Annotated in this window: 27 protein-coding genes, 1 tRNA gene, 1 pseudogene and 1 riboswitch; of the genes and pseudogenes, 14 read left to right on the top strand and 15 right to left on the bottom strand. The window is 64.3% G+C overall.

The window, feature by feature from the left end; all coding sequences use genetic code 11:
* Together dnaK and AO716_RS00810 are read right to left on the bottom strand one after the other, a co-directional pair.
* A complete protein-coding gene (dnaK, locus tag AO716_RS00815) occupies positions 1-1,881 on the bottom strand; it encodes a molecular chaperone DnaK (RefSeq protein ID WP_055239069.1) in 1,881 nt (626 codons plus the stop codon).
* A 178-nt stretch (positions 1,882-2,059) separates the two neighbouring features.
* Positions 2,060-2,506, bottom strand: coding sequence for a flavodoxin family protein (locus AO716_RS00810; protein WP_055239068.1), 447 nt, complete (start codon positions 2,504-2,506; stop codon positions 2,060-2,062).
* A 140-nt stretch (positions 2,507-2,646) separates the two neighbouring features.
* Between AO716_RS00810 and AO716_RS00805 the strand changes: the two genes are divergently transcribed.
* The 3 genes from AO716_RS00805 to AO716_RS00795 are packed head-to-tail and all read left to right on the top strand — an operon-like array spanning position 2,647 to position 4,636.
* The gene (locus AO716_RS00805; RefSeq protein ID WP_268753551.1) at positions 2,647-3,486 is read left to right on the top strand and encodes a class I SAM-dependent methyltransferase; all 840 of its coding nucleotides are present in this window, start codon (positions 2,647-2,649) and stop codon (positions 3,484-3,486) included.
* Positions 3,487-3,530: 44 nt separating this feature from the next.
* Complete coding sequence (locus AO716_RS00800; protein WP_055239066.1) at positions 3,531-4,040, top strand: low molecular weight protein-tyrosine-phosphatase; 510 nt, start codon at positions 3,531-3,533, stop codon at positions 4,038-4,040.
* Complete coding sequence (locus tag AO716_RS00795) at positions 4,037-4,636, top strand: AAA family ATPase (RefSeq protein WP_055239065.1); 600 nt, start codon at positions 4,037-4,039, stop codon at positions 4,634-4,636. Before AO716_RS00800 ends, AO716_RS00795 begins: the two co-directional genes overlap by 4 nt.
* Before the next feature lie 19 nt (positions 4,637-4,655).
* Here AO716_RS00795 and cls read toward each other — a convergent pair whose 3' ends face one another.
* Entirely contained in the window at positions 4,656-6,122 is a 1,467-nt protein-coding gene (gene cls / locus AO716_RS00790) for a cardiolipin synthase (protein ID WP_055239064.1), read from the bottom strand.
* Between the two features lie 90 nt (positions 6,123-6,212).
* On the opposite strand from cls, the gene AO716_RS00785 reads away from it, so the two are divergent.
* Positions 6,213-7,088 carry an aminodeoxychorismate lyase gene (locus tag AO716_RS00785; RefSeq protein ID WP_055239063.1) on the top strand — a complete coding sequence of 292 codons (876 nt, stop codon included), beginning with the start codon at positions 6,213-6,215 and terminating at the stop codon, positions 7,086-7,088.
* A gap of 59 nt (positions 7,089-7,147) precedes the next feature.
* On the opposite strand, the gene AO716_RS00780 is transcribed toward AO716_RS00785, so the two are convergent.
* Genes AO716_RS00780 through AO716_RS00770 form a run of 3 tightly spaced genes read right to left on the bottom strand, consistent with a single transcriptional unit; the run spans position 7,148 to position 10,095 of the window.
* Positions 7,148-7,966: an energy-coupling factor transporter transmembrane component T family protein gene (locus AO716_RS00780; protein ID WP_055239062.1), complete on the bottom strand. Its 819-nt coding sequence runs from the start codon at positions 7,964-7,966 to the stop codon at positions 7,148-7,150.
* Positions 7,963-9,492 (bottom strand): ABC transporter ATP-binding protein, encoded by a 1,530-nt coding sequence (locus AO716_RS00775; RefSeq protein ID WP_055239061.1) that lies wholly within the window; start codon positions 9,490-9,492, stop codon positions 7,963-7,965. The genes AO716_RS00780 and AO716_RS00775 overlap by 4 nt, the downstream gene beginning before the upstream one ends.
* Positions 9,493-10,095 carry an ECF transporter S component gene (locus tag AO716_RS00770; protein WP_055239060.1) on the bottom strand — a complete coding sequence of 201 codons (603 nt, stop codon included), beginning with the start codon at positions 10,093-10,095 and terminating at the stop codon, positions 9,493-9,495.
* A gap of 52 nt (positions 10,096-10,147) precedes the next feature.
* Positions 10,148-10,287: riboswitch (TPP riboswitch) on the bottom strand.
* A 92-nt stretch (positions 10,288-10,379) separates the two neighbouring features.
* On the opposite strand from AO716_RS00770, the gene AO716_RS00765 reads away from it, so the two are divergent.
* Entirely contained in the window at positions 10,380-10,643 is a 264-nt protein-coding gene (locus AO716_RS00765; RefSeq protein WP_055239059.1) for a DUF4235 domain-containing protein, read from the top strand.
* Between the two features lie 294 nt (positions 10,644-10,937).
* Here the strand turns inward: AO716_RS00765 and mnhG are convergent.
* The 6 genes and pseudogenes from mnhG to AO716_RS00735 all read right to left on the bottom strand — a co-directional run.
* Positions 10,938-11,279: pseudogene (mnhG, locus tag AO716_RS17635) on the bottom strand (monovalent cation/H(+) antiporter subunit G); the annotation flags it as partial.
* 2 nt (positions 11,280-11,281) lie between these two features.
* Positions 11,282-11,509: a monovalent cation/H+ antiporter complex subunit F gene (locus AO716_RS00755; protein ID WP_055239708.1), complete on the bottom strand. Its 228-nt coding sequence runs from the start codon at positions 11,507-11,509 to the stop codon at positions 11,282-11,284.
* A gap of 26 nt (positions 11,510-11,535) precedes the next feature.
* On the bottom strand, positions 11,536-12,117 hold the full coding sequence (locus AO716_RS00750; RefSeq protein WP_055239058.1) for a Na+/H+ antiporter subunit E: 582 nt from the start codon (positions 12,115-12,117) through the stop codon (positions 11,536-11,538).
* 14 nt (positions 12,118-12,131) lie between these two features.
* Complete coding sequence (locus AO716_RS00745; protein WP_055239057.1) at positions 12,132-13,742, bottom strand: Na+/H+ antiporter subunit D; 1,611 nt, start codon at positions 13,740-13,742, stop codon at positions 12,132-12,134.
* Positions 13,739-14,227 carry a Na(+)/H(+) antiporter subunit C gene (locus tag AO716_RS00740; RefSeq protein WP_055239056.1) on the bottom strand — a complete coding sequence of 163 codons (489 nt, stop codon included), beginning with the start codon at positions 14,225-14,227 and terminating at the stop codon, positions 13,739-13,741. Before AO716_RS00740 ends, AO716_RS00745 begins: the two co-directional genes overlap by 4 nt.
* Complete coding sequence (locus AO716_RS00735; RefSeq protein ID WP_055239055.1) at positions 14,224-17,232, bottom strand: Na+/H+ antiporter subunit A; 3,009 nt, start codon at positions 17,230-17,232, stop codon at positions 14,224-14,226. Before AO716_RS00735 ends, AO716_RS00740 begins: the two co-directional genes overlap by 4 nt.
* 193 nt (positions 17,233-17,425) lie before the next feature.
* Here AO716_RS00735 and AO716_RS00730 point away from each other — a divergent pair, with 193 nt between their 5' ends.
* The gene (locus AO716_RS00730) at positions 17,426-18,790 is read left to right on the top strand and encodes an MFS transporter (protein WP_055239054.1); all 1,365 of its coding nucleotides are present in this window, start codon (positions 17,426-17,428) and stop codon (positions 18,788-18,790) included.
* A gap of 6 nt (positions 18,791-18,796) precedes the next feature.
* Here the strand turns inward: AO716_RS00730 and AO716_RS00725 are convergent, their stop codons facing one another.
* From AO716_RS00725 to kynA, 3 genes are all read right to left on the bottom strand, one after another.
* On the bottom strand, positions 18,797-19,186 hold the full coding sequence (locus AO716_RS00725) for a DUF1801 domain-containing protein (RefSeq protein ID WP_055239053.1): 390 nt from the start codon (positions 19,184-19,186) through the stop codon (positions 18,797-18,799).
* Between the two features lie 67 nt (positions 19,187-19,253).
* Complete coding sequence (gene dcd / locus AO716_RS00720; RefSeq protein WP_055239052.1) at positions 19,254-19,829, bottom strand: dCTP deaminase; 576 nt, start codon at positions 19,827-19,829, stop codon at positions 19,254-19,256.
* Positions 19,830-19,849: 20 nt separating this feature from the next.
* Positions 19,850-20,701, bottom strand: a complete 852-nt coding sequence (kynA, locus tag AO716_RS00715; protein WP_055239051.1) for a tryptophan 2,3-dioxygenase — start codon at positions 20,699-20,701, stop codon at positions 19,850-19,852.
* Between the two features lie 171 nt (positions 20,702-20,872).
* Here kynA and AO716_RS00710 point away from each other — a divergent pair, with 171 nt between their 5' ends.
* From AO716_RS00710 to AO716_RS00675, 8 genes are all read left to right on the top strand, one after another.
* Positions 20,873-21,370, top strand: a complete 498-nt coding sequence (locus AO716_RS00710; protein ID WP_055239050.1) for an SseB family protein — start codon at positions 20,873-20,875, stop codon at positions 21,368-21,370.
* A gap of 166 nt (positions 21,371-21,536) precedes the next feature.
* Entirely contained in the window at positions 21,537-22,577 is a 1,041-nt protein-coding gene (locus AO716_RS00705) for a M4 family metallopeptidase (RefSeq protein WP_055239049.1), read from the top strand.
* Positions 22,574-22,837, top strand: coding sequence for a protealysin inhibitor emfourin (locus tag AO716_RS00700; protein WP_321164358.1), 264 nt, complete (start codon positions 22,574-22,576; stop codon positions 22,835-22,837). Before AO716_RS00705 ends, AO716_RS00700 begins: the two co-directional genes overlap by 4 nt.
* A 105-nt stretch (positions 22,838-22,942) precedes the next feature.
* A tRNA-Gly gene (locus AO716_RS00695) sits at positions 22,943-23,016 on the top strand.
* 86 nt (positions 23,017-23,102) lie between these two features.
* Positions 23,103-23,522 (top strand): aspartate 1-decarboxylase, encoded by a 420-nt coding sequence (gene panD / locus AO716_RS00690; protein ID WP_055239047.1) that lies wholly within the window; start codon positions 23,103-23,105, stop codon positions 23,520-23,522.
* Between the two features lie 341 nt (positions 23,523-23,863).
* A complete protein-coding gene (locus AO716_RS00685) occupies positions 23,864-25,150 on the top strand; it encodes an extracellular solute-binding protein (RefSeq protein WP_152969809.1) in 1,287 nt (428 codons plus the stop codon).
* Positions 25,147-26,112 (top strand): carbohydrate ABC transporter permease, encoded by a 966-nt coding sequence (locus AO716_RS00680; RefSeq protein ID WP_055239045.1) that lies wholly within the window; start codon positions 25,147-25,149, stop codon positions 26,110-26,112. The genes AO716_RS00685 and AO716_RS00680 overlap by 4 nt, the downstream gene beginning before the upstream one ends.
* The gene (locus AO716_RS00675; protein ID WP_055239044.1) at positions 26,113-26,955 is read left to right on the top strand and encodes a carbohydrate ABC transporter permease; all 843 of its coding nucleotides are present in this window, start codon (positions 26,113-26,115) and stop codon (positions 26,953-26,955) included.
* Positions 26,956-26,986 lie beyond the last annotated feature (31 nt).

Genomic DNA, 26,986 nt, shown 5'->3' with positions numbered 1-26,986 from the left:
CTACTTCTTTTCTTCGTCGTCTACGACTTCGGCGTCCACGATGTCTTCATCGCCGGCTGCCGATCCGCCTGCGTTCTCACCGTCGGCAGAGCCTCCGGCTGCGCCGGCACCCGAGTCACCGGCAGCCTGGGCCTGCGAGTAGATCGCTTCGCCGAGCTTGGTCTGGGAGGCCTGGAGCTTCTCGAACGCGCTCTTCACCTCGTCGTCGTTGTCGGTTCCTTCCAGTGCCTTCTTCAGCGCATCGACGTCGCCCTTGACCTCGGACTTGACGTCCTCGGGCAGCTTGTCGTCGTTGTCGGAAAGGAGCTTGTCCACCGAGTAGGCCAGCTGTTCAGCGGAGTTGCGGACGTCGGCTGCCTCGCGGCGCTTCTTGTCCTCCGCAGCGTGCTCTTCGGCTTCACGGACCATACGGTCGATGTCTTCCTTGGAGAGGGAGGAACCGCCGGTGATGGTCATGGACTGCTCAGCACCGGTGCCCTTGTCCTTCGCGGAGACGTGGACAATGCCGTTGGCATCGATGTCGAAGGTGACCTCAACCTGCGGCACCCCGCGCGGAGCCGGTGCAATACCGGTCAGTTCGAAGGTGCCCAGCGGCTTGTTGTCCCGGGTGAACTCACGCTCGCCCTGGAACACCTGGATGGCAACCGAGGGCTGGTTGTCGTCAGCGGTGGTGAAGGTTTCGCTGCGCTTGGTCGGGATGGCAGTGTTGCGCTCGATCAGCTTGGTCATCACGCCGCCCTTGGTTTCAATGCCCAGGGAAAGCGGGGTGACGTCGATCAGCAGGACGTCCTTGCGCTCGCCCTTGAGGACACCGGCCTGCAGTGCTGCGCCAACGGCCACAACCTCGTCCGGGTTCACACCCTTGTTCGGCTCCTGGCCGCCGGCCAGTTCCTTGACGAGCTCGGAGACGGCAGGCATACGGGTGGAGCCGCCCACCAGGATGATGTGGTCGATGTCCGAGACCTTGATGCCCGCTTCCGAGATGACGTCGTTGAACGGCTTCTTGGTGCGGTCCAGCAGGTCCTTGGTCAGGTCCTGGAACTTGGCCCGGGAAAGGTGCTCGTCCAGGTGGACGGGGCCTTCGGGGGTCACCGAGAGGTACTGGAGGGAGATGTTGGTGGAGGTGGCCGAGGAGAGTTCCTTCTTGGCCTGCTCTGCAGCTTCCTTCAGTCGCTGGAGGGCGATCTTGTCCTTGGACAGGTCTGCACCCTTTGCCTTGGCCTGGGACAGCAGGTAATCAACGATGCGCTGGTCCCAGTCGTCGCCGCCAAGGCGGTTGTCACCGGCAGTGGCGCGGACCTGGATGGTGGAGAAGTCGTCTTCGTCCTTGCCGACTTCCAGCAGGGAGACGTCAAAGGTTCCGCCGCCGAGGTCGAAGACGAGGATCAGTTCGTCTTCCTTGCCCTTGTCCAGGCCGTAGGCCAGGGCAGCGGCGGTGGGCTCGTTGACGATGCGCAGCACGTTCAGGCCGGCGATTTCGCCGGCTTCCTTCGTGGCCTGGCGCTCGGCGTCGTTGAAGTAGGCAGGAACGGTCACGACGGCGTCGGTGACCTTTTCACCCAGGTAGGCTTCGGCGTCGGCCTTCAGCTTCTGCAGGATACGGGCGGAGATCTCCTGGGCGGTGTACTTCTTGCCGTCGATGTCCACGTTCCAGTCGGTGCCCATGTGGCGCTTGACCGAGGAAATGGTGCGGTCGATGTTGTTGACGGCCTGGCGCTTGGCGATCTCGCCAACCAGGACTTCACCGGACTTGGCGAAAGCGACGACCGACGGGGTGGTCCGGCCGCCTTCGGCGTTGGCAATGACGGTGGGCTCGCCGCCTTCGAGGACGGAGACTACGGAGTTGGTTGTTCCGAGGTCGATACCTACTGCACGTGACATATTTGCTTCCTCTTTCCTTGGAAAACGATGGCCGCCGGAGACTTCCGGATCCCGGAGATCAACGGCAGCCACCCGTAGCGCATATTGAGCGTTCTGCACTCAACTTTACCGGCCGGCGCGGGTTTGTCAACAAAGTTGAGTGATACTCACTCAACTTTGGCCCACTATGGCAGCGCCGTCAGCGCCCAACTGCGTGGAGCAGGGATCGGGCCCAGAATGCAGCCTTTTCAAGCTCTCCCGGAAGGAGCGGCCCCTCGGTTCCCTTCACGTAGAAGGGCTGCGGGGCGGAGATGATCTCAGCCCCGTGCTGCCGCAGCTCATCACTCAGCTTCTTGGCCGCATCCCCGTGGACAAAGAGCCGCACCCGGGTATCGAAGGCGGCGGCTTTGACACCGTGCAGCTGATCGGGCCCGAATGCTTCCAGTGCTGCCGAAATGATCGGCGTGGGACGCCAGCCGTTGATCGGGCTGCCTACCACCAGGAGGTCACCGGGATGGAGGTCCTTCGGACGGAACTCCGGAACCTGTACTGCTTCCGCACCGGTCCCGTCCAATGAGCGCGCGATGGCCTCGGCAATGTGCCGGGTATTGCCGAAGGCAGAGTCATACAGGACGACGGCTTTCATGCACGGTTCCCTTTCCTCCGCAGGTCCCGGTTACATCACCTTCCATCAAGGCACCGACACGGTGCGCGGCACAAGGGTTTTCCCAATCCGCGCCCTCCGGCAGCGGATATGACACAGCATGACCGGCCGGGGCGAATTGCCTGCATTCCATCCTGCGACCCGAGTATCGTCCTGCTATGCCCCAGGACACGTATTCGCATGGACACCACCGCAGCGTGGTGAACGCCCACGCCACCCGCAGCGCCAGTGACTCTGCCGCTTACCTCCTGCCCCGCCTTCAGCCGGGGCACCGGATTCTCGATGTTGGCTGCGGTCCCGGCAGCATCACCGTGGATCTCGCGGCGGTGGCCGCGCCCGGCCGGGTCACGGGACTGGACCGTTCCGAGGATGTGCTGGTGCAGGCGCGGGCTCTGGCCGCCGAGCGCGGCACGGAGAACGTGGAGTTCCTGCCGGGGAACGTCTACGACCTGGATTTCCCGGATGACACGTTCGATGTGGTCCACGCGCACCAGGTGCTGCAGCACCTGACCGACCCGGTGGCAGCGCTGCACGAAATGCGCCGGGTGACCCGCCCAGGCGGCCTGGTGGCAGTGCGCGACGCCGACTACCACGGTATGAGCTGGTACCCGGAACTGCCCGAGCTGGACGAATGGATGGACACCTACCAGCGAATTGCGCGCGGCAACCGGGCTGAACCCAATGCGGGACGCCGGCTGGTGAGCTGGGCCCTGGAGGCAGGCTTCACCGGGCTGGAGCCGTCGTCCTCGAACTGGCTGTACGCCACGGAAGACCGCCGCCGCTGGCACGCCGGCGCCTGGTCGCAGCGAGTACTCCAGTCGGCCTACGCAGAGCAGGCCGTTGAACGCGGCCTCGCTTCCCGGGCAGACCTGGCCCGGATCGCAGAAACGTGGCTGCGCTGGGGTGAGGCCGCTGACGGCTGGTTCCTGATTCCCAACGGCGAACTCCTCGCGCGGGCGTGAGCCGGTTTCCGGCCCGCCGCACTGCGGCTGGGTAGGCTTAAGCGATGTACCGCATCATTACGGTGTGCACCGGCAACATCTGCCGCTCCCCGATGGCCCAGTTCATTCTTGCCCAGGCGCTCTCCGAAGCCGGGCTGGAGGCAGAAACGGCAGTTGATTCCGCTGGTGTCACTGCCTGGGAAGCGGGACGGCCCATTGATCCCCGCGCTGCCGCCGAGCTCCTCAATCACGGCTATCCCGAACCCGCCGTCGACAGCTTCCGGGCCCGTGCCTTTGAGCCGGAGTGGTATGGGGAACGGGACCTTATTCTCGCCCTTGATTACGGACACCTGACTCATTTGCAGGCAGAAGCCCCGTCCGGGTTCCGCTCCAGGATCCGGATGCTGCGCAGCTTCGACCCCGCCGCCGCGGACCTGCCGGCCAGCGGGCAGGGCATTGACGATCCCTGGTACGGCGACATGTCCGATTTCGATTCCTCCTACGCCCTGATCCAGGCTGCTGTGCCGGGTGTTGTGGACTTTGTCCGGTCTGCGCTGGCGGACCGGCACCCGTGAGAGTTCAGGCAACGCGTCCGCTGCTGATCGGCATCGACGGTTTTTCCGGCGCGGGCAAGACCAGCCTGGCACTGGCACTGGCGGCTGAGCTGCGTGCCCGCCGTTCAGTGGAAGTCTTCCATCTGGAAGATGTCTATGCCGGGTGGGACGGACTGCGGGACGGGATGGAGTATTACCGGCTCAAGGTCCTGTCCCCGCTGGCCGCCGGTGAACCCGCACTGTGGCAGGCCTGGGACTGGGTCGCCGGATGCTACGCCCAGACGCACCGGACCGAACCGGCGGACATCGTGGTCTTCGAAGGTGTTGGCGCCGGACACCGTGCTGCCCGTGATCTCCTGGACGCGGTGGTTTGGATCCAGGCACCGGAGCAGCTCCGGAAGGAGCGCGCACTGGCCCGCGACGGCGAAACCTACGCGCCGCACTGGGACCGGTGGGCGGCACAGGAAGGGGCCTGGGCAGCGTCTGATCCGGTGGCTGATGCTGCGGACATCGTTGTCTCCACGGGAACCGCGTCCGGCCAGCTCCACCTGTACGTGAAGCGCGCACTGGAGTCCCTTCCGCTCCCGTCAGCAGGCTGGGGACGGCAGGTGCGGTAAGGGCAGGTTCGGGAGCAGGCTACTGCAGGGTGGCCGTCAGCCGGGCAACGTTGTCCACGTAACGCTGCCAGACCGGCCGGTTGCGCCATTCCTCGAGGATCAGTTCCTTGGACAGGCTGCGGTAGGTGTCCTCGATCTGGCGCGTCTTCTCCACGATGTTCCCGCCGAACATCATCATTGAAACTTCCAGGTTCAGCGAGAAGGAACGCATGTCCATGTTGGATGAACCCAGCACGGCAACATCGTTGTCCACGGTGAAATGCTTGGCGTGCAGCACCAGCGGTGCGGGGTACTGCCAAATCCGGATGCCGGCGTCGAGCAGCGCCTCATAGTAGGAACGCTGGGCATGGTCCACCAGGAACTGGTCGCCGCGCTCGGAGACGAACAGTTCAACCTGCACGCCGCGCTGGGCCGCCGTCGTAATGGCGTACAGCAGCGAATCATCCGGCACAAAGTACGGGCTGGTGATGGAGATGCGCTCGGAGGCGGAATACAGCAGCGACGTAAACAGCCGCAGGTTGTTCTCCGTGGTGAAACCGGGCCCGGAGGGGACTACCTGGCAGGTGATGTCCCCGGGCTTGGAGGTCCACTCGTACAGGCTGAGCTCCTGTTCGAGGTTCTCGTCCGTTTCCATGTTCCAGTCCGTAGCGAACACCACGTTGATTTCATCCACTACCGGGCCCTCGAGCCGGCTCATGAGTTCCACCCATTTGCGGCCCATCCTGTGGTTGTGGGGTTTGCGGTAGCCCGGTTCCACCAGGTTCTGCGACCCGGTGAAGCCGATGACTCCGTCCACTACAAGGATCTTGCGGTGGTTGCGCAGGTCCGGCCGCCGCCAGTGGCCGCGCAGGGGCTGGATGGGAAGCATGGGGTGCCACTGGATCCTGCTGGTCTTCAGTTCCTTGAGCAGCTGCCGGTAGCCCTTTACCCTCAGGGTGCCAATGTGATCGAACAGGAGGCGCACGGTCACGCCGCGTTCGGCGGCGTCCTTCAGCGCGGTAAAGAATTCCCGGGTGACGGCGTCGTAGCTCATGATGTAGAACTCGACGTGCACGTACTTGGCAGCCCCGCGCACCGCGTCCGTCATCTGGCGGATGGATTCCTCATAGTCCCGCTGAAGCTCGACCTTGTTGCCGTCCAGGCTGGGAAGCGATCCCAGCCGCCGGTTCAGTTCCACGGCGGAGAGCACCCAATCCGGCCCTGAGTAGGAGCTGGACTCGGCCTCGAGCTCGCGGGTGTTCTCGCGGACCCTGCGGTTGATCATGGTCTGGCGTTCGACACGCTGTTCAGAAAGCCTGTGGTTGCCGAACAGGGTGAACAGGATGATCCCGGGGACCGGCAGGAAGAAGATCGCCAGCAGCCACGCCATGGCCGTGGTGGGACGGCGGTTTCCAGGCACAACGCCGAGCGCAATGATCCGGATCGCGAAGTCGAGGATCGTCAGACTTGTCGCAAGCCAGTTTGGAGCAGTAACCGTCCACCACACGCGCGCTTGTCCCTCCGACCACCCAACCGTCCCTTCAGCCTAGTCGGACGGGAGCCAGGTTTGGCACACAGGGCGCACTAGGCTTGCTTCATGACAGTTTTGGTATTCCTGGATCCCGCGTTCCCGGCCGGCCGCGTGGCCGATGCTTCCAAGCCGCAGCTGATGGCTACGGACCTTGGGGTCACCCGCGGTGACGGTGTTTTCGAGTCGATGCTGGCGGTGGACGGGCATCCCCGGAAACTGGCCATGCATTTGGAGCGGATGGCGTCTTCAGCTGCAGCGCTGCAGCTGGATTTCCCGTCCTCTGCCCTCTGGGAGGCCGCCATCACGACGGCGCTGGCCGAGTTTGAGCGTGACCACAGCGGGGTGCCCGCAGTGGTGAAACTGATGCTGACCCGCGGCCCCGAGGGCGCCGGTGTCCCAACCGCATGGGTGGCAGCCTCCCCGGTGCCGGATTCGACGGCGAAGCAGCGTGAAGAAGGCCTGGACGTGCTCCTGTTGGACCGCGGCTACGACTCTTCCGTGGCAGAGCGTGCTCCGTGGCTGCTCCTGGGCTCCAAAACGCTCTCCTACGCCGTGAACATGGCGGCCATCCGCTTCGCGAAACAGCACGGAGCAGACGACGTCATCTTCACTTCCTCGGACGGCAAGGTCCTGGAGGGTCCCACCTCCACCGTTGTCCTGGCTGTGGTCGAGGACGAAATCAAGACCCTGCTCACTCCCGAACTCGAAAGCGGGATCCTGCCCGGCACCACCCAGAGTGCGCTTTTTGCCGCCGCGGAGAATGCCGGCTGGCAGCTTGGCTACGGACCGCTGGAACCATCCCACCTGATGCAGGCGGACGGCGTGTGGCTGATTTCCAGCATCCGCCTGCTGGCACCGGTGAAGTCAGTCGACGGCGAACCGCTGCCGGTGTCCGCCGAACTGACGGCCGAGCTCTCGGCCCTGGTGGAAACCGTCCTGTAGCCGCGGTGAGGACCGGGCGCGAGGTTCGAAGATGGAGCAGGCCCCCGGCCGGCCGTGTCCTAGGTCAGGATGAAGTTGAATGTTCCCGCAGCCACCGAAGCGGCCACGGCGGCGGCCGCCAATCCCATTCCGTAACCCAGCACCCAAAGGTCTATGCGGCTAAACGTGGACGAACGTGCCCATGTCCGTTCTCCGCTGCCGAATCCGCGCGCTTCCATGGCTACCGCCAGCCGGGTTGCCCGGCGGATGGCCTGGACCAGCAGCGCCAGACCCTGCCCCAGGAAGTTGCGGAGCCTGCCCAGAGGGGAGGCTGCGGCGTCGGCCCCGCGGGCATGCCGGGCCAGTCCCAGGGTGCGCCATTCTTCCACCAGCAGCCCTACCAGCCGCATCGCCGCAAGCGCACCGAGCACAAACCTGGACGGCAGATGCAGCCGCTGGGCCAGCGCATCAGCGAGGTCCGTGGCATCAACGGTGACCAGCAGGAAAATGCCAGGCAGTGCGATCGCCAGGCCGCGAAGCCCAATGGCGATGCCTGCCGCCACCGAATCCGCGGTGAACAGCAGCGGACCGGCATCCAGCAGCACTTCTCCGGTTTTCTCGGCCAGCAGTGCCGTCCCCCAGGCGCCCACCAATGCAGCGATCAGCAGGGGCCAGATCCGTTTCACCAGGGTCCATGGGTTGATGCGCAGCAGCGGAAGCAGTGCCAGCTCACCGGCCAGAACCACCGTGGCACTGACCCAGTCCACGGTCAGCAGGACGGCGGCTGTGACCGCGACGGCGGCGCCCAGGGTGGCCAGCGGGTTGGCCGCGGCGAGGCGTGAGGCTCCCGATGCAGGAAGGGCTCCCGGAGCCGCGGGCTGGATGGCCGGCGCACTCATGCTGCCTCTCCCGTCATGCGCTGTGGAGAAGGCAGCAGCCGGGCAGTGCCGTTCTGGACCTGCAGTACGCTCCCGCCCAGGGCCGCGATGAACTCCCGGTCGTGCGTCACCGACACCACCGCACAGCCCGAATCCCGGCGTTGTTCGGCAAGCAGCGCCACCAGTTCGCGCCAGGTATTCGCATCCTGCCCGAAGGTCGGTTCGTCCAGGAGCAGGATGTCCGGTGCGGTAGCCAGCATGGTGGCCACCGACAGCCTGCGTTTCTCCCCGCCGGACAGCGTAAACGGGTTGACGCCCAGCAGCCCGTGCAGCCGCAGCCGGCTGGCCAGGGACTCCACCGTTGCCGCTGTTTCGGAGTCCCCGCGTCCGGCATGCCGTGGACCGAAGGCGAGTTCGTCCCGCACGCTGCCGGTCAGGAACTGGTGCTCGGGTTCCTGGAACACCGTCCCGATCCGGGTAACGAGCTGGGCAGACTTCCACTTCGACGGGATGCTTCCTGCCTCCCTGGCCAGCCCGGGAGCTGCCTCGAGGGTGCCGCCGCGGGGACGCAGCAGCCCGCCAAGGGTCAGGGCCAGCGTGGACTTTCCAGCACCGTTGGGACCGGTAATGCCAAGTGCGTCACCGGCCTTGAGGGAAAGACTGACGCCGCTGAGCACCGCGGGGCCCTTTGCCGTCCGCGCCACTTCCAGTTCACGGGCGTTCAGCAGCGCTTCCGCCGAAGGATCAGCAGCAGAAGGTTCCGGAATGGACTGGGCGGCGCCGGGCAGCCAGACTCCGGCTTCAGTGAGCCGGGCACGTGTCCGCTCAGCGGTGAGTACCTCCTGCGGCGGGCCGTCCGCCAGCAGTCCCCCGCCGGCGTCGAGCACTATCACCCGGTCCACCAGTTCCGCCCAGGCGGCAACCCTGTGCTCCACCACAATCAGGGTGGCGCCGGTCCGGTCCAGAACCCGGGCGACGGCGTCCCGGATCTCCAGCACACCCTCCGGGTCCAGGTTGGCGGTGGGTTCGTCCAGCAGCAGCAGCCCCGGGGACATGGCCAGGATGGAAGCCAGAGCCAACCGCTGCTTCTGCCCGCCGGAAAGCGCAGCAGTGGAGTGGTTCAGCGGGAGGGCCAGCCCAACGTCGTCGAGGGCAGACTGCACCCGCGCCCAGATCTCCGTGCGCGGAACGCCAAGGTTTTCCGCCCCGAAGGCAACCTCGTCGCCCACCCGGGAGAGCACAATCTGCGAGTCCGGGTCCTGGAGCAGTAGCCCGGCTCGGCCGCGTGCTGATTGCGGGTGGACGCCGTCGAGCGCCAGGGTTCCGCTCTCCGTGCCGCCGGTGTCCTCTCCCAGTACGCCGGAAAGCGCGTGCAGCAAGGTCGATTTGCCTGCCCCGGACGCGCCCAGCAGGAGCACCCTCTCCCCCGCTGAGATCTCAAAAGATGCGCCCTGAACGGCCGGCGCCTTGCGGCCGGCGTGCCGCCAGCCCCAGTCCCGCGCGGTAACAGCCACAGGCCTGGACACCGCGGAAATACTCCGGTCCATCTACGCGTCCGCCGTCCGTCCTGAAGCGAAGGCGGAGAGGACCCCCGTCCGTGCCAGGGCCCGGACGGCCAGCCAGGACAACGCTCCGGCGAGGATCATCCCGGATACGGCGGCGAATACGGCGTAGAGCGCCTTCCACTGGAATGCCCATTCAGGCATGTAGAGGATGGTTTCGCTGACCCCGAGGAAAATGCCCGAGCCCAGTCCGGCAAGCAGGGACACCGGAAGAGTGAACTTCCGGTAGAGGAAGATCAGGAACACCAGCTCCGCGCCCAGGCCCTGGATGGCGCCGGAAAGCAGCACGGACAAGCCGAACTGGGTTCCCAGCACACCGGAAACGGCTGCAGCGAGGACTTCGCAGTACAGTGCCGCTCCGGGTTTGCGGATGATCAGTCCGCCAAGGACGCCCGCGATCAGCCAGCCGCCGGTGTAGAGCCCGCCCAGCGGAGGGAAGGCAACGAAGAGGGCAGCCACACCGCCGTAGGCCAGTGACCAGGCCCAGAACACAACGCCGGTAGCAACGGCGAGAACGGACGCGACAACAATGTCCACTACGCGCCAGGATGACCGGTTTCTCGCAGTGGTGAAAGTGGTTTCTTGCATGGAAGGTTCCTCCTGGATTCAGGAGGGGAGGGAAAACCGCCTGTGGCGGTGCACCCCTGAGAACTCGACTCCCTTCGCCGGTACTAACCGGAGCAGGTTCGAGGGTCTGCGGCTTGTTCCGCACTCTCAGCGCCCGAAAACCGGCTTCCGGATGGCCCGGAGCCGGGAAGCGGCGCTCCCCTGTCGTATGTATGCGAGGTCCACTGTACACGCAGATCCGAGAGGAATCCCTGTGCGGCAGGTAGCGTAGGGAGCAATACCAACGCACAACACAAGGAGCACTCATGAACCTGATCCTGAAACTGCTGGGCACCGGTGTCAGCGTGGGCGCGGGCCTGGCCTCCGCGAAGATCCTGGATTTTGTCTGGACCAAAGCCACGGGCAATGAGCCACCCAAGGACAAGGACGGCGCACTGGACGCAAGCCTGCGTTCCGCCGTCATCTTTGCCCTGGTTTCCGGAGCCGTCAGCCAGGTTATCCGGGTGCTGACCAACCGCGGCACGCAGCGCGCGATCGCCCGCTACAGCCGCACTCCCGAGGTCGTCTAACCCGGTTTCGTTCCACCATCGAGATGACAGAAACTGCCCGTATGAGCGTTCATACGGGCAGTTTCTGTCATCTCGATGGTTTTCTTTTGGGGAGCCGGATCAGCCCTCGCGGCTGCGTCCCGGCGGGCGGGAGGCAGCTTCCTCCTCAGCCTTGGCCTGCGCCAGGTCCTCGTCGCTGAGTTCCCCCGTGTAGTAGGTGCCGTCGGGCTCCTGTCCGGGATCGTCATCGACCTTCGGGTCCGCAGAGTCCTCGGCATCTTCCTTCTCTGCCGTGGCCTCGAACATCAGCTGCTGGGCCCGTTCCACAACATCATCGAGCTCATCGATGGTGAGCAGTTCCGGACGAAGGTGCTTGGTCCGGTAACCCGCGCGGCCCACCATGTGGGCTGAGACCGGAGCGGTGAGCAGCATAAAGATCCAGCACAGGCCGAGCACCGGAAGCAGGACCCAGCTGCGGAACTCCACGGCCATGGCCAGCAGGAAGAGCAGCAGGCCAAGCACCTGCGGCTTGGACGCAGCGTGCATCCGGCTCATCAGGTCAGGGAACCGGGTCAGGCCGATTGCCGCGGCCAGGGACATGGTGGCGCCGCCCAGCAGCAGGACCGCCACGATCACGTCAATCACAGTCTCGCTCACGGCTACCTCCGGTCCGTTACGAAGCGGGCAACGGTCACGGAGCCAATGAACCCGATCAGCGAAATCGCGATCACCAGGGCAAGGAAGTCGAAGTTCCGGTACACGACCATGTCCACTATCAGCGCGCCGCCGACGATCGCCAGCAGCACGTCCGCAGCGAGTACCCGGTCGAGGATGGAGGGTCCGCGGATAATCCTAAAGATGGCCCCTGCGGCAGCGACCGCCAGCATGACCGAAACGACGATGATTACAGCAGTCACCGGCTGACCTCCCCTGCGCGCAGTTCCTTCAGGTCTTTCTGTTCAGCCCGGACCAGCGCCAGGTCTTCCTTGGTGCCCATCATCCGGATCAGCCAGGATTCAGTGGCCCGCACGTCATCCCGGATCTTCTCGGCGGCTTCCTGGCTGTCCACACCCAGGCAGTGCAGGTACAGGGTGGACGTGGAACGGTCCACTTCCACCACCAGCGAGCCGGGGATCAGGGACAGCGCGTGGCCGGTTGCCGTGACCAGCAGGTCCGAATGGCTGCGCAGTTTCACGGCCACGACGGCGTTCCTGATCCGGGGGCCCTGGACCGTAGCCAGCCACAGCACGTGGAAGCTGGCGATCACCAGTTTCCAGAGGAAGCGTGCTCCGAACCCGGCGGCGTAGATGAGATTGAACCGGCCGGACAGGTCCACGGGCGGCAGGTAGAAGATGTTGGTGACTACGAAGGCGATGATCGCGCCGAAAACCAGGTTGCCCAGGCTGAAGTCCTGCCAAAGGGCTCCCCAGAGCAGGACCAGCCAGATGATCAGCGGCAGTTCCTTCAGCAGCGGAATCCGGGGATGGCTGCGCATGCGTGCTTTCTTGGTCACGGTGCACTCCCTTCGCCCAGGACGGCTTCAATGTACGGCGTGCGGTCCAGCAGGTCCTGCGCTGCGTCGTCGCTCAGGGAGAACAGGGGGCCGGCCAGGATGGTCAGCGACACGCCCAGCGCCACCAGGCCCACGGTCGGGTAGACCATGGACTTCGGCAGCAGGTTTACCGTGGAACGGCCGCCAAAGCGCCCGCTGCTCTGTCCGCTGACGTTGCCGGAGTCGCGGACGGTGCTGCCGTCCGTAGTAGTGGCCAGCAGAATCGGATCCGGGTGTACGGCATCCTCCGGAGTCCGCCAGAAGGCACGGTTCCAGACCCGCGCCATTACCAGCAGGGTGAGGAGCGAGGTCAGCACGCTTGCTGCGACCAGGATGTAGGCCAGCGGGGTTCCGAGCTCCACGCCGGCCTGCATGAGGCCCAGCTTGCCCAGGAAGCCGGAGAACGGCGGAATGCCGGCAAGGTTGATGGCCGGGATGAAGTAGAGCACGGCCAGGAGCGGGGACAGCCGGGCCAGCCCGCCCAGCCGGTCCATGTTGGCAGTGCCGCCGCGGCGTTCGATCAGGCCGGTGACCAGGAACAGGCTGGTCTGGACCGTGATGTGGTGGACCACGTAGAAGACAGCCGCTCCAATGCCCACGACGGAGGCCACCGCCAGGCCAAAGACCATGTAGCCAATGTGGCTGACCAGGGTGAAGGAGAGCATACGTTTGATGTCGGTCTGGGCCAGGGCACCGAGGATGCCCACCAGCATGGTCAGCCCGGCCACCACCATAAGCAGCGTGTTGATCCGGTCTCCCGGGAACAGCAGGGTTTCGGTCCGGACCATGGCGTAGACGCCAACCTTGGTCAGCAGGCCGGCGAACACGGCGGTGACCGGTGCAGGAGCCGTGGGATAGGAGTCAGGGAGCCAGAAGGACAGCGGGAACACGGCCGCCTTGATGCCGAAGGCAACCAGCAGCATCAGGTGCAGCATCATCTGCGTTCCCGGGTCCAGCTCGCCCAGCTTGATCGCCAGGTCGGCCATGTTCACGGTGCCGGTCGCGGCGTAGATCATGCCGATGGCGGTAAGGAAGAGCACCGAGGAAATGACGCTGACGACGACGTAGGTCACTCCCGCTCGGATGCGGGGTGTGGTGCCGCCGAGCGTCATCAGCACGTAGCTGGCGGTGAGCAGGATTTCGAAGCCGACGTAGAGGTTGAACAGGTCCCCGGCCAGGAACGCGTTCGAGACTCCGGCAACCAGGATCAGGTAGGTCGGATGGAAGATCGAAATAGGTCCGTCTTCATCACCGTCGGTCATGCCCTGGCCGGCAGCATAGATAAGCACGGCCAGGCTGATGGCCGTGGAGACCACCAGCATCAGTGCGGAGAACTGGTCCACCACCATGGTGATGCCGAACGGCGGAATCCACCCGCCCAGGTTCACCGCCTGCGCGCCGGTCTGCCACACGGCACCGAGCAGGATGCATTCCAGCACCAGGGTCAGGGTGAGCACACTGATCGAGACGATCCGCTGGGAGCGCTGGTGCCGGATCAGGAGGAATGCCAGCGCGGCGCCGAAGAACGGCAGGACGACGGCAAGCGGGGCAAAACTGGAAGCGTTCATCGTTTTGCCTCTCCTGTAGGTCCGGTGCCCTGTCCGCGCTGCGAACCGGGTGCTTCTTCGGCCTCATCAGCCGGCGTGAACTCAGTCGTGTCCTCGGGGACATCGGCGTCGTCTTCCGCGTCGTAGCTGCTCTGGCTGGCCACGCGGCGGTCTTCAATGTCGTCCTGGACCTCGTCCTGCCGCCCAAGCACCCAGGAGCGGTAAATGATGCCCAGCATGAAGGCAGTGACGGAGAAGGAGATAACGATCGAGGTGAGGATGAACGCCTGCGGCAGCGGGTCGTTGTAGTCTTCCGGCGGGATCTCAGCGTTGAACAGCGGTGCCAGCCCTTGGTACCCGCCCGTGGCGAGCAGCAGGATGTTGGTCGCGTTGGTCATCATGGCCAGTCCCAGCACCACCCGGGTCAGGCTGCGTTCCAGCACCAGGTAGATTCCCGCCGCATAGAGTGCGCCCATGATGAGCAGCAGCGTGATGTTGACGCTCATCGGGACACTCCTTCCGTTTCAAGGATTTCGGGTTCGGGCTCCACCAGGTCATCGTCGTCGTCATCGTCTGAACCGCCTTCGCTGCGTTCATCGATTTCAGACCCGAGGCTGCGCAGGACGTCGAGCACCAGGCCGACCACCACCAGGTACACGCCAATGTCGAAGATGGTGGAGGTGACGAACTTGATGTCCCCGAAGACCGGCCAGGTGAACTCGATAATCGCGCTCTGCAGGACCTGTCCGCCGAAGAACAGCGGAGCTGCCGCGGAGAGGGCAGCGAGGCCCAGTCCGCCGCCCAGCAAAGTGCCCGCGCTGACGGGAGTTGCTTCGGCAAGCTCGAAGCGTCCGCCGGCAAGGTAACGGATGGTCAGCGCCAGTCCGGCCATCAGGCCGCCCGCGAAGCCGCCGCCGGGGGTGTTGTGCCCGGCAAGGAGCAGGTAGATGGAGAAGATGATCACCGAGTGGAACAGCAGGCGGGTGACGACTTCGAAAATAATGGAGCGGCGTTCGGGAGCGAGCGTCCGTCCGGCTACCAGCCAGGCTTCACGCGCCACCGAGGAGAACTTGCGGGCCAGCGCCAGGGTTGCGGCTTCACGCTCGGAGGAGGCGAAGTGCTCGCGGCCCCGGTCCACTGAACCGGTTGCCACTTCGTTGGCACGGCGGCGCTTGTCGCCGCGGCCGCGGATAAAGATCAGGGATGCGACGCCGGTAGCAGCCATGGCCAGGACGGAGATTTCACCGAAGGTATCCCAGGCGCGGATGTCCACCAGGGTCACGTTGACGATGTTCAGTCCGCCTCCGCCCTTGTAGGCAAGTTCGGGGTAGGACAGTGAAATGGGCTCGGCAACCCGGGACGCCATTGCGGACATCGCAAAGACCACCATGGCAGCGCCGAAGCTGATTCCCAGCAGGGCACGGAGCAGCCGCTGGCCGGTAGGCTCGCGCTTCCAGAGCCGGGCAGGCAGGGAACGCAGCGCCAGCACAAAGGCCACCAGGACGATCGTTTCCACCAGCATCTGGGTCAGGGCCAGGTCCGGTGCGCCCTGCAGGGCGAAGATGAGCGCGATGCCGTAGCCGCTCACGCTGACCATAAGCACGGCCAGGAACCGCTTGTTGGCCCGGGCTGCACCCACGGCACCGATCACCACGGCGGCACCCACCACGGCCTGCAGAGGGGTGTCGAACCAGTAGAAGTTCTCCGGCATTGGCGCGTTGCGAAGCAGGACGGCGCTCAGCGGGGTAACGATTGCCATGCTCAGGATGACGAACAGGTAGAACGTCAGCGAACCACGCTGCGTGCGGCCGGTGACCCAGACAGCGGCGTCGTCCAGGATGCCGATCAGGCCGCGGTAGGAACGCTCGGCATCAAGCGGGCTTGCGACACGGGCCTGGAACTTCTCCATCCGTGTGCGCTGCCAGAACAGCAGGCTTCCGGCCGCGATCGTCAGGGCAGTGAGGCCCAGGGCCAGGGTCAGGCCGTGCCAAAGCGCCAGGTGCGTCGCTTCGCCCTTCAGCGGGTAAAGATCCGCGTACGGGCTGATGATCGTGTCCAGCGGCTTGGGCCAGAGGCCAAAGAATACGGTGGCAGCTGCGAGGAGCGCCGGAGGTGCCAGGAAGGGCCAAGGAATCGCCTTGAACGCTGTGGGCTTGCAGGATTCCTTGGTGGCAAAGCCGCCCCACACAAACCGGCAGCTGTACGCGAAGGTCAGGATGGCACCGGCGACCACGCCGATGAGCAGGACCACGGCCGTAGGCGTGCCCTGTTCCTCGGCGAAGTGGACGTAGGTCTCGTAGACGGATTCCTTGGCCACGAATCCCAGCAGCGGCGGCAGGCCCGCCATGGATGCTGCGCCAATGGCCGCAACAACGGCCAGTATGGGAGCCGAACGCCCGACGCCGGAAAGCTTGCGGATGTCGCGGGTACCGGCCTGGTGGTCGATGATGCCCACAACCAGGAACAGGGTGGCCTTGAAGAACCCGTGGGCAACAAGCAGGCCCAGCCCGGCCAGGGCCGCTTCGCGGTTGCCCAGCCCCACAACGAGCGTGAGGAAGCCGAGCTGGCTGACAGTTCCGTAGGCAAGCATCAGCTTCAGGTCGTGCTGGCGCAGTGCGCGCCAGCCGCCCAGGAGCAGGGTCGCAAGGCCCAGCACGGTGATGACCGGGGTCCAGTAGGTTGTTTCCCAGAATCCCGGGGCCAGGCGGGCGACGAGGTAGATGCCGGCCTTCACCATTGCGGCGGCGTGCAGGTAGGCACTGACCGGGGTGGGCGCGGCCATGGCGGCCGGGAGCCAGAAGTGGAAGGGGAAGAGCGCAGACTTGGAAACCGCACCAAGCAGCAGCAGGACGACGGCGACGTCGACGATGACTCCGCTGGCTGCCAGTTCCGGAGCCATCGCCATGATCTCGGATATCCGGTAAGTGCCTGCGGCGGAGCCGAGCATGATCATGCCCACGAGCATCGCAAGCCCGCCGAAGGTGGTGACGATCAGGGCCTGCAGCGCTGCACGCCGTGCCGAGAGCCGGTGGGCCGCGTAGCCGATCAGCAGGTAGGACAGGATTGTTGTCAGTTCCCAGAAGATGAACAGCAGGATCAGGTCATCTGCGGTAACCAGACCAAACATGGCCGCGGCGAAGGCCAGCAGCTGGGCGCCGAAGCTGCCCATTTTCGGATCTTCCGGACGGAAGTACCGGGCGCAGTAGAAGAGCACCAGGGAGCCGACGCCAAGAATGAGTATTGCCAGGACGGCGGAGAGCGCGTCCATCCGGAACGCGAGTTCCACGCGGAGGTCCGGGATCCAGGAAATGATGACCGACGGCGGCGCGTTCGGGGCCCCGGAAGCCAGGGACTGGTCCGAGTCGATGTACCGGGGGTAAGTTGCCATGAGCCAGATGAAAGCGCCGGCCGGAACTGCCGCCAGGAGATAGAAAGCAGACCTGCCAATCCGGCGGAAGAATAAGGGCGCCACTAGTGCCACCGCAAATAGAACGGTTAGCACAAATAGCACGTAGATCTCCCGGGTTCTCTGATGGGCCTTGCAGGTCAGAACACAGCTTTAGTTATCAACGTCGGGTCGAGGGGCTTCGTTCATTCTAGCTGAGGCATAAGCGCCGGTCACATTCAGTGCCCCTTGCATCCGCCGCAGATTTGTGACGCGTCCCTTCTCCTTTCGCACCCATTTGCCCGCTAGCATCTGGATCATGGCTTCGACGACGCACGCATCCCCCGGACACTCCGGGGCCCCCGCTAAAGCGCGACGGCGGGAGGTTTGGGCGTGGGCCTCCTGGGACTGGGGATCGGCATCCTTCAACGCCGTCATGACGACTTTTGTATTCACCGTCTATCTGACATCCGACTCATTTGGTGGCGAAGATCACGCTTCTGCCGTCCTCGGGGCGGGTTTGGCGGTTGCGGGTGTGCTGGTAGCCGTACTGGCGCCCGTTGCCGGCCAGCGCTCGGATGCAGGCGGGCGCCGCAAGCTGTGGCTGGGCATCAATACAGTTGCGGTCTGCATAGCAACCAGCCTGTGCTTCTTCGTTTATCCGGGTGAGAACTTCCTCCTGCTCGGCGTCGCCCTGATCGCGCTGGCCAATGTGTTTTTCGAGTTCGCCAACGTGAACTACTTTGCGATGCTCAAACAGGTCTCCACACCCTCCACTATCGGCAGGGTCAGCGGGTTCGGCTGGGCCATGGGCTACGTGGGTGGCATCGCCGCACTCGCCCTGGTGCTGGTGGGCTTCATCAACCCGGATGTCGGGTGGTTCGGAGTCACTTCAGAGAATGGCCAGAACATCCGTGCAGTGGCAGTCTTCTCCGCTGTCTGGTTCCTGGTGTTCTCCCTGCCAATCTTCTTCACCGTCCCCGAGGTCCCGCGGCAGCGCGCCGCCAAAATCGGATTCTTCGCGTCCTACGGCCTGCTGTTCCGCCGAATCAAGGCCATCTACAAGACCAGCCCGCACACCATTTTCTTCCTGCTGGCCAGTGCCGTGTTCCGGGACGGGCTGGCCGCAGTGTTCACTTTCGGCGGCGTGATTGCCGGCGGAACCTTCGGCTGGGAGCTGCCCCAGGTCATCATGTTCGCCATCTTCGGGAACATCGTCGCAGCAGCTGGATCGTTCGCCGGAGGCTTCCTGGACGACCGGATTGGCCCCAAACCGGTGATCGTTGGAGCTCTCACCGGCCTGCTGCTGGCCGGATCTGCCATCGCTGTCCTGGGAGCGGGCGATGTCAGCGTCTTGGGCCTGGAATGGACCGGAGACACTACGTTCTGGATCTTCGGCCTCGCTTTGTGCCTGTTCGTGGGACCGGCGCAGTCCGCCTCCCGTGCGTTCCTCGCACGGCTGGCACCCGAAGGCGAGGAGGCCGAACTGTTTGGGCTTTACGCCACCACTGGCCGCGCGGTGAGCTTCCTTGCACCATCGCTGTTCGCTGCGTTCATCGCCATATTCGGGGCACAGCGCTACGGCATCATCGGAATCCTGCTGGTCCTGCTCCTGGGACTGCTGGCGCTCCTGCCGGTCCGTTCCCCGGACCGCACCCCCAGGGCCGTCGTTCCCGAGATTTAGCAGACGCTATTCCAGCTGGGCTACCCACTGCCGCACGACGTCGGTGAAGTCCGCCATGGCCGCTTCCGCGGCTGCGCGGCTGGAGAGCGTGATGACTCCCCTGTTCCGTCCAACCATCCGCAGCACCTTGTGCGGATCATTGACGGTGATCTCCCGATGGTCAGGCTTGGGCCTTGCACCGGTGTGCAGCACTACCTGGACGTTGTCCGGCCGCCGGAGGTTGAACGTGGCGAAGTCATCGCGGAGGGTGAAGTTCGGCGCGTTCCACTTGATGTTCTCGCGGATCTGCGGGTCAACCGAAAGGATGGCCTCACGCAGGTGCCGTACCACCGAGGACATGGGGTGGTCCAGGGCAGCCAGGTAGTCCGTCAGGGCATCTGATTCTGCGGGTTCCATGCAGGACAATCTGGCACCGTGCCGAGCAGGTGTCCACAGTAAGGGCGCCTTGGCGCCGGACCTGGCCCTAGATGCTGGTGCGGTGGAAGTTCAGGTGGCTGCGCGACGCCGTCGGTCCCCGCTGTCCCTGGTACCGGTTGCCGTAGACACCGGACCCGTAGGCGTACTCGGCCGGCGAGCTGAGCCTGAAGAAGCAGAGCTGGCCGATTTTGGAACCGGGCCACAGCTTGATCGGAAGGGTCGCCATGTTGGAGAGCTCGAGTGTCACGTGGCCGGAGAACCCGGGGTCGATAAACCCGGCGGTGGAGTGCGTCAGCAGGCCAAGCCGGCCCAGCGAGGACTTGCCTTCCAGCCGCGCAGCGACGTCATCGGGCAGGGTAACGCTTTCGTACGTGGATCCGAGGACGAACTCACCCGGATGGAGGATAAAGGGCTCGTCAGGGGCCACCTCAACCAGGCGGGTAAGGTCCGGCTGGTCCAGGGACGGATCAATGTGCGCGTATTTATGGTTGTCGAAGAGCCGGAAGTAGCGGTCGATCCGCACGTCGACGCTGGAAGGCTGGACCATTGCGGGGTCATATGGATCCAGGACGATCCGCTCGTCGGCAATTTCGGCTCGGATGTCGCGGTCAGATATCAGCACCTTCTAAAAATAGCGCATCCTCAACGCTGCCCAATTTCGGTGCGGACGGCATAGAGCTCAGGGAAAAAGGTGAGGTCGAGGGCGCTGCGGAGGAAGTGTGCCCCTGAGGAGCCGCCGGTTCCCCGCTTCATGCCGATTGTGCGCTGCACGGTGAGCAGGTGCCGGAAGCGCCAGAGCTGGAAGTTGTCCTCCAGGTCCACCAGTTCCTCGCATGCCTCGTAGATGTCCCAGTTCTCAGCAGGGTTTTCATACACGTCCCGGAATATGTCCATCAATGGGCCGCTGAAGACATGCGCCTGGGTGACGTCCCGGTCCAGGAGTTCCTGCGGCACCGGGTAACCGCGCCGGTGCAGGGCCCGGATGAATTCGTCGTAGACGCTGGTCCCCGCAAGAAGGTCAGCCAGCAGTTCCTGGGCCTGCGGGTCCGCCCGGAACACTTCGAGCATGGCGGCGTTCTTGTTTCCCAGCAGGAACTCAACCGCACGGTACTGGTAGGACTGGAAGCCGGAAGAGGCTCCGAGCTCGCCGCGGAACTCCGCGTACTCCGACGGCGTCAGGGTTGCCAGGACGGACCACTGCTCGGTCAGCGAACGCTGGATGTGCTTGATCCGTGCGATCCCTTTCATGGCAGCACGCAGGTCGTCATTCATCAGCCGGGTACGGACTCCGCGCAGTTCATGGAGTACCAGCTTGAGCCAAAGCTCGGAGGTCTGGTGCTGGATGATGAACAGCATCTCGTCATGGTGGTCACTGACCGGGTGCTGGGCGGAGAGCAGTTCATCAAGGCCCAGATACGAGCCGTAGCTCATTTTCCTGCTGAAATCCCGCTCAATGCCCGGCTCCAGGTCCCGGGTGTTCCGGTCTACGCTCATCACTGCTCCATTTGTGGCTGTGGTTTGGTCTGTTGTCCCGGGCCTGCCGGGTGCGCGGTCCGCAGTGCTGACTTCACGGTAGCGGCAGCCCGCCGGGATTTTCTTCTGCGCCACGGACAGGCTGTGGAAGACTGGCCGTTTATGCATCCGACCCTCCAGAGGAGGCCCCCCTTGGACAACGGCATTAACAACACGCCCGACGGCGCAGCTGAGGAAGCAGCCGGAACGCCGGCAGGCGAAACCCGCCCGAGCTCACCCGAACCTGCCACTGCGCTGGAGCAGGCCATCGTGGCCGGCCAGTCGGGCACGATCAGCAACCAGGACGTCATTACCGCAATCTGGAATTCGGAGCTGCTCAGCGTGGGACGCCTGACAGTGGAGGACGACCCCGCCAGCTTCCAGGCGCTGGTCCTGCAGTCGCCCGAAGGAGCAGCTCCCGTAGCGGCCACTTTCACGGACGCCCAGCGCATTCCGCAGCGGATCCGCGACACCGCCCCGATTATGGTCAAGGCCTCCGGCGAAGCCACCCTGCGCAGCATCGCTCCCGGATACGGGCTGGCCATCAACCCCGGCAACTCCCTGGGCCTGGAACTCGGCCCCGAAGGCGTCGAAGCAGTAGTCGCCGCGTTTGGCGGCTCCGCAGCAGGCACAGACTCCTCCAACGAATAACACCTTCCCTGCCCGGTCCCCGGGATTTGCGGCGCGTTTATTGCCCTTTGGATACGCCCGCACGGTTTTGCACCTAACGGCATTGCAGTGGGGGTGGCGGCGTCTACTCTGAGGAAACTCACTACAGATGGAGGGCTGTAAAGTGACCTGTTTCCCAGCTTCCCCAATGAACTGCTCGATCGTTCCGCCGTATCTGCTCTCCCGGATTGCGGACCGTCCCGACCGGCTCGCTGCAGCGGCCGATGCTGCCAGGCGCACGCTCATGGAATTCACTTCCGTGGCGGAAACCCGGCAGCTCGGCCGCTCCGCGATGCCTCCGTCCTCAGGAACCGCGTTCAGCCCCAAGCTCCGCAGGACCGTATTTGACGCCCTTGGGCAGCAGGAACTCCCGGGCAAGGAAGTGCGGACTGAGGGAACCCCGCCTACGGGCGATCCCGCCGTCGACGAAACCTACGACGGGCTCGGTGCCACCTACGCACTGTTCTCTGACGCGTACGGCCGCTCATCGGTCGACGGCGCCGGGCAGCCGCTGCTCGCAACCGTCCATTACGGCCGTGACTATGACAATGCTTTCTGGAACGGGGCCCAGATGGTCCTGGGTGACGGCGACGGCGAGGTATTCCAGCGGTTCAGCAAATCGCTGACGGTGATCGGCCATGAGCTGACCCACGGTGTCATCCAGTACACCGCCAACTTTGTCTACCAGGACCAGGCCGGGGCGCTGAATGAATCCGTGGCCGATGTGTTCGGAACCCTGGTGGAGCAGAAACTCCGCGGGCAGACGGCGGAGCAGGCCTCCTGGCTGATCGGGGAAGGCCTGTTCACTCCGGAAGTCTCCGGGACTGCCCTCCGATCCATGTCAGCCCCCGGCACGGCTTACGACGACGACGTGCTGGGCAAGGATCCGCAGCCGGCCAACATGGCGGACTATGTTGAAACCACTTCGGACAACGGGGGCGTGCACCTGAATTCCGGAATTCCCAACCACGCCTTCTACCTTGCCGCCGTGCGGCTGGGCGGATTCGCCTGGGAACGCGCAGGCCAGGTCTGGTACGACACCATTACCGAGCCCGGCCTCCCCGTCGACTGCACGTTTTCCGTCTTCGCCGCAGCCACCGTTGCGGCCGCGGAAAAGCGCTACGGCTCCGGAAGCGAAGAAAGTTCTGCTGTGCAGGCGGCGTGGGAAGAGGTTAATGTCATGGTATGAGACTCGTTGTGGTGCGTACTGGAGGTATGGCTGGCATGCGGCGCACGTGGAGCAGTGAGGTGAGTCCCGAGGAGGCCGAAGAACGCTGGCTTCCCCTGCTCCAGGACCCGCCTCAGGAAGAGCAGAACGGTGCCGACCGCTTCACGTACGAGATAAGCGTGGGCAAAGAGGCCGTCACCATCCCGGAGACTTCGCTCAAGGGGCGCTGGCGCGAGCTGGTGGAGCGGGCGCGCAGCGGCGAAGCGGCCCGCCGGGCCTAGCCGTTCTCCGGCGCACCGGAGCCTTACCGGCAGCCGAAACGTGTTTAGGCTGCTGGTGCCAAAGACATGTAAAGTGGTCTCCTGTGCCGGTGTTCACCGGCCCATGCGGGCGTAGCTCAATGGTAGAGCGCTAGCTTCCCAAGCTCGATACGCGGGTTCGATTCCCGTCGCCCGCTCCAACACGGATCACCCTGGCTCACCGGCCGGGGTGATCCTTTTTTGAGCCCAGGGGCCGGACCGGGGCGGGCGTAGACTTGTACACGCTATGAACCGCAAAATGTTTAAGTCCAAGATCCACCGAGCTACCGTTACCCATTCAAATCTCCACTACGTCGGGTCCGTGACGATTGACGAGGATCTTCTGGACGCAGCGGACATCCTTCCCGGCGAGCTGGTAGCGATCGTGGATGTGGACAACGGCTCGCGGCTGGAAACCTACACCATTGCCGGTGAACGCGGTTCCGGCGTCATAGGCATCAACGGGGCAGCCGCGCACCTGGTGAACATTGGCGACAAAGTCATCCTGATCACGTACGCCGACATGACCACCGAAGAGGCCCGCGCCTACGTTCCCACGGTGGTGCACGTTGATGCGGACAACCGCATCCTGCAGCTCGGCACGGATCCCGCCGAAGCCCTCACCCCCGGCACGGAGCGCCCTCCGCTGGCTGCCTCCCGTTCCTAGCGCCGCGGACATACCAAGTCCCTGACGGGAGCGGGCTGGGCCCCCGACGGCGCAAGCCTGCAGACACCTGCGGGCACACTACTCACCTTCGGCCCTTTTTTGCTGCCCAAACTACGCTTGTACTGCCCCCTTCAACACGGATCGGTAACGGTCCACACCCCTGCCACCTGAGGTTTCGCTGGTTTCACCAGCGAACTGTGGCGCAACCCACCCCTGAGGGCATATGGTCGATCGAAAGGTTGCTGAGCAACCTTTCGCGGAACATCATGCAGTCCGTGCCTACGACGAGGTGGAGGCAGACACCCATGCCACAAGGTGCAAAACATCACGGCAGACACCGGATGAAGAAGTCTGCAGCTGCGGGGTTCGCCCTCGCCGTTGGTGCCACTCTGCTGGCCGGCTGCAGCTCGGATTCCGGTTCTGCGCCGACCCTGACGTGGTACATCAACCCCGACGACGGCGGCCAGGCCGAACTCGCGAAGCGTTGCACTGACGCTTCGGACGGGGCATACACCATTGAGACTTCGCTTCTTCCCAACGATGCCCCGTCGCAGCGGGAGCAGCTGGCGCGGCGGCTCGCAGCAGGTGACACCAGCATGGACATCATGAGCCTGGACCCGCCCAACGTCCCTGAATACGCGGAACCGGGATACCTGGCGCCGATTCCTGATGACGTGCGTGAACGCACCACCGCCAACGTCCTGGAAGGCGCCCTTGCCGGTGCCACCTGGAAGGACGAGGTAGTCGCCGTCCCGTTCTGGGCGAACACTCAGATTCTCTGGTACCGCAAGTCCGTGGCCGAGGCCGCCGGGCTCGATATGAGCCAGCCCGTCACCTGGGACCAGCTGATCGAAGCGGTCGCCAGCCAGGACAAGTACCTCAGCGTCCAGGGCGCCCGGGCCGAGTCCATGACCGTATGGGTGAACGCTTTGATCGAATCGGCCGGCGGGCAGATCGTGGAGAACCCGGATGCCTCGGCCGATGAGATCCGGCTGGGCATCGACTCGGATGCCGGGAAGAAGGCCGCCGAAATCGTCTCCACCATCGGCAAGGAAGGCCTCGGCGGCCCGGGGCTTCCAACCCAGACCGAGAACTTTTCGATGATCCAGTTCCAGGGCGACAAGGGAGCGTTTATGGTCAACTATCCCTTCGTCTGGCCCGCGACCAACGCTGCCGTTGAGGAGGGTGCCCTGCCGGCTTCCCTGATCGACGACATTGGCTGGGCACTGTACCCCCAGGTCAACGAGGGCGAGGAAACCGCTCCCCCGCTGGGCGGCATCAATTTGGGCGTTGGCTCCAAGAGCAAGCATCCGGATGAGGCCTTCGACGCGATCGAGTGCATTGTCAGTCCTGAGAACCAGGCGTATTACTTCGCCAGCAACGGCAACCCGCCCTCGAACCCGGATGCGTATAACGATCCGGAGGTGGTGGATACGTTCCCCATGGCAGGGACGATCCGTGAATCGCTCGATCTGGCCAAACCCCGCCCGCAGACTCCGTACTACAACGAAATCTCCACCGGCATCCAGCAGACCTGGACTCCGCCGCAGGACGTCAATCCGGACACCACGCCGGAAACCAGCCAGCAGTTCATTCTTGAGGTCCTGAAGGGAGAGAGGCTGCTATGAGCACGTCAGTCGAGATGCGTGCCGCCGCTGCCGGCGGCAGTCCCAAAGGACGCAAACCCGGGCTGAGCGACCGGGCCAGGGCTGAACGGCGGCTGGGTTTCTGGCTGGCCGGGCCTGCGTTCATCATCATGCTGGCCGTAACCGCTTATCCCATCCTCCTGGCGCTCTGGGATTCGCTCTTCAAGTACCGCCTGACGGCTCCGGACGACCGGGAGTTCGTCTTCCTCAGCAACTACGCCACCATCCTCACCGATGAAGTCTTCTGGCGGGACCTGGGAGTAACCCTGCTGATCACCGTGGTCACCGTGGTGATCGAGCTCGTGCTCGGTTTTGCGCTGGCCATGGTCATGAACAGCGCTCTGAAGGCAGTCCGCGGCTGGCTGCGCACGGCCATCCTGGTCCCCTACGGCATCATCACCGTGGTATCGGCATTCGCCTGGTTCTACGCCTTCGACATCAACTCCGGATACATAAACCACTGGTTCAGCTGGGTGCCGGGCATCAGCACCGACCTGAACTGGTTCGCTGACTTCGGTACCGCCATCACCGTCATCATGGCCTCGGAGATCTGGAAGACGACGCCGTTCATCTCCCTCCTCCTGCTGGCCGGACTCGCGCAGGTCCCGGGTGAGCTCACCGAGGCGGCAGAGGTCGACGGCGCCACCTGGTGGCAGCGGTTCTCCCGGGTGATCGTGCCGAACATGAAGGCAGCCATCATGGTGGCCGTCCTGTTCCGCGCACTTGATGCCTTCCGAATCTTCGACAACGTCTACATCATGACCAGGGGCGCCTACGGCACTGAGACCCTGTCCCTCCTGGCCTACCGCACATCGATTACCCGGCTGGAGATCGGCATGGGTTCGGCAGTTTCAGTCCTGTTGTTCCTCTGCGTGATCCTGATCTGCTTCGTGGCGATCAAACTTTTCAAGGTGGACCTGACCGGCGCACGAGGGGGCAACTAAATGGAATCGTCACCGATACGCAGGCGCATCACCTGGACCATCATTTCCATCCTGGTGATCGTCTATGCGCTGTTCCCCGTTGCATCCATCTTCGCGACGTCGTTCAAGCTTCCCAGCGACCTCACCTCCGGCACGTTCCTGCCGACCACCTGGTCCACGGTGAACTACGAACAGATCCTGGTTGGAGACGCACAGGAACTGTTCCTCTCCGCGCTGCGGAACTCGATCGGCATTTCGCTGATCGCCACGTTCATCGCCGTCGTACTTGCTACGTTGTGTGCCTACGCCATCGCCCGCCTGGATTTCCCGGGCAAGCGGCTGGTGCTGACCACAGCTCTTGGCGTCTCGATCTTCCCGGTGATCTCCATCGTGACCCCCTTGTTCAACCTCTGGCGGAACATTGGCCTCTACGACACCTGGCCCGGGCTGATCATTCCCTACCTCTCGCTGACCCTTCCCATCTCCATCTGGACCCTGGCCGCGTTCTTCCGCCAGATTCCGTGGGAACTGGAGCAGGCGGCACAGGTGGACGGCGCCACCACGTGGCAGGCGTTCCGGAAGGCGATCGTTCCGCTTGCCGCGCCCGGCGTCTTCACGACGGCGATCATCGCATTCTTCATCGCCTGGAACGACTTCGTGTACGGCATTTCACTCACGTCGACCTCAGCCGCCCGGCCGGTTCCGGCCGCGCTGGCCTTCTTTACGGGAGCTTCCCAGTTCGAGGCACCAACGGGGGCAATTTCCGCAGCAGCGATCATTGTGACCATCCCGGTCGTTGTACTCGTACTGCTGTTCCAGCGACAGATCGTATCCGGACTAACCCAGGGCGCCGTCAAGGGCTAGCCCCCAGACGCACGGTACTAGAAAAGGAGCC

The organism is Arthrobacter sp. Edens01, from assembly GCF_001307035.1.
Taxonomy (GTDB): domain Bacteria; phylum Actinomycetota; class Actinomycetes; order Actinomycetales; family Micrococcaceae; genus Arthrobacter_B.
Note: the sequence above shows the minus strand (reverse complement) of the source record. Positions and strands in the feature narration are given on the sequence as shown.